Origin of the sequence: Leptospira neocaledonica (assembly GCF_002812205.1) — a bacterium.
Taxonomy (GTDB): domain Bacteria; phylum Spirochaetota; class Leptospiria; order Leptospirales; family Leptospiraceae; genus Leptospira_B; species Leptospira_B neocaledonica.
The window spans coordinates 1-2,381 of record NZ_NPEA01000023.1 but is presented as its reverse complement, the minus strand read 5'-3'; the positions used below and the strand labels follow the sequence as shown (position 1 = coordinate 2,381).

The window sequence follows — 2,381 nt, the reverse complement described above, 5'->3', positions numbered from 1 at the left end:
GTCCCCACATTACCGATCACAAAATTTTTCTCTACGGTTCCAAGAGTATAATTCTGGTAATTTGTGGCATCTCCTCCTTTGAATACCGCACTTGTCGTATTCACATCTTGTATAACGTGAATGTTCCCTTTATCGTCTTTGTATACATCCTTATATTTTAAATTAAAATTCTCATCATCATTATATAATGTATCGCAAGTCGATTGGTTCATTTGGAAATTAGAACCGGAACATACACCTGCTCCTTCCACCTTACCTGTCGCATTAGAACCATCGAACATCTTGCCGGTAAACTTTGCATATACTACTTCAGAGATATTGGAATTCATCTCCCTTTGGCCTTGTAAATTAAGGATTAAATTGTCCAAAGTTGACTTTTGGTTATCCAAAGCCATGATTTGATTCCCTTCTACCATACTTAGGTTATAAGCTGCGTTTACAACCTGGCCTGTAGCGGAATAAAATGTATATAGGTTTTGTGCATCCGGATTTGTATTTGCGAAGTTTTGAAATGATTGGATTTGGGAAGTAATAGAACTCAATGAAGAAGTAGAAAGATTCGTATCCAGCTCGGGCATAATGATCTTACTTGCATTCGAATATGCGTTAGCGTCCATATACAGATCACCTAACTGAGTCAGCCAATTCTCCTGGTTGATCTGCAGTTGATTTGCCTGCGTAGTATAGTCACTTTGAAGTTGTTGCTCTAACTGAATCTTTGTAGTTTGCCATTCCGCATATTTTGCCTTATAATCAGAGACCTGCTGCTCCCAATTCTGGATTGCAGGAACGAGTGTGTTTGTCCAAAGATTAAATTTTCCAGAAAGATCATCTCTAAAAGATTCGAATTGTTCCGCATTTGTTTGAGCTGCAGAATCATGAATTTCTAAAGAAGCATCCAAGTATACACGCTCTTCTGCATAAGAATTGAATTCCTGAATACAAGCCCCTCCCCAACAAAGCCAAAGATGATCCTTCAAAGTCCAAAAAGAAGATCCATCATTCGTATACGAACCACCCACACCCAATAAAGGTGTAATCCAATCCGAAGCCCAAATTATATAATTATTCAAAAAAGAAGAATCCGAAGAAGCAACAAGATCGATCGAATTAATTTTGCTTACTGTTAAATTAGGATTCCCTAATAAACCATTTAATAAACCTTTCAAATCTTCGACATTCGATCCTGCATTGTCTATATAGGTTCTAATCCCAGACAAAAGATCATTTTTCCAAATACCTCCTGGATATCTAGGGTCTGCGGTAAAATCAGCACTTGTGTCGAAGATCATTTCATGTAATGCGCTACCAATATCCCCATACGACCAGGATTGATTTTCTACTGCTCGATACCCTTCTGCGGTAGTAGTCGCATACAGTTTTTCTTCGGAGAGATAAGTTTCCATAGCGACGGCAATATCCGACAATGAGCCAGGATCGGAAGGATCTAAGGCAGCATCAATTGTATCGATTAAATTTTTAAGTTTCTGGCCGGCGGTATTTAATTTACTAGAGTCGATCGTATTGTAGGCAACCAATAGCTCAGCACTTGTCATAGAGCCAAAGTCCCCGAGCAATGAAACTCCTTGGATATCCGTAAGTTGCAATAGGGATTGATTCAATAAATAAGACTTCAAGCCGTCATTGTTACTCTTGATACTATTTCTTACTTGGGTCTCGTATTGTTGGATTTGTTGTAAATTGGTTTGGAATTCTTGATCTGTTTGGGAAATCGAATTTTGCATTCCCTGGAACATAGTTTGTAATGACTTAAGTGCAGTCTCGTATTCATATAATCCGACTTGAAGACTATCACTGAATTGCTGGTTCCAATTTTGGATTTGTTCTTCCATTTGGGCCCGAGTTTCAGAAGGAATATTTTCCTCAAATTCATCCAGTTGCCTTCCTTGAAGACTCGCTAAAAAATAGGATCTTTCTTGTTGGATATTTGCTTCGGCTTGGGTTTCCCAGTTTTTTTCCGCCTCTTGTTTCTCCATCTCCAAGTATTTCGTAACGTAATCCACATAGGCTGCGTTACCCACAATTCCGTCTGTTTGTGTAACTTGAGAAAGTATACTTGCAAATTGTATCTCAGCCTGAGCCTCCCAGTCCGCTCTAAACGCAGTAAACTGTCCGTTAATATACTCGTTCCAAGTGTTCACATCGTTTAAAGACCAGGCAGTTTCAAAAAGATGATTCCAGGAATCCGACTGGTAGCTCGACAAATCCAGTTCGGTAGGTTCAACCGCTTGGGGCTTGATTTCAGATATTTGTGGCAAAAAAAGTAAATATAGCAAAAATAGGCCAATTTGAATCCGTTTAGCTATTACTTTCCTAAGTTGAGACATATTTAGAGTCCGATTTCAGCGATTCTGCAATGG

General features: G+C 38.9%; 1 protein-coding gene. It reads right to left on the bottom strand.

The features are described 5' to 3' along the window. Positions 1 to 2,225: TIGR04388 family protein (locus CH365_RS19770; protein ID WP_244283339.1), on the bottom strand; the 2,225-nt coding region annotated here is incomplete at its 3' end. Between the last annotated feature and the right edge of the window lie 156 nt (positions 2,226 to 2,381).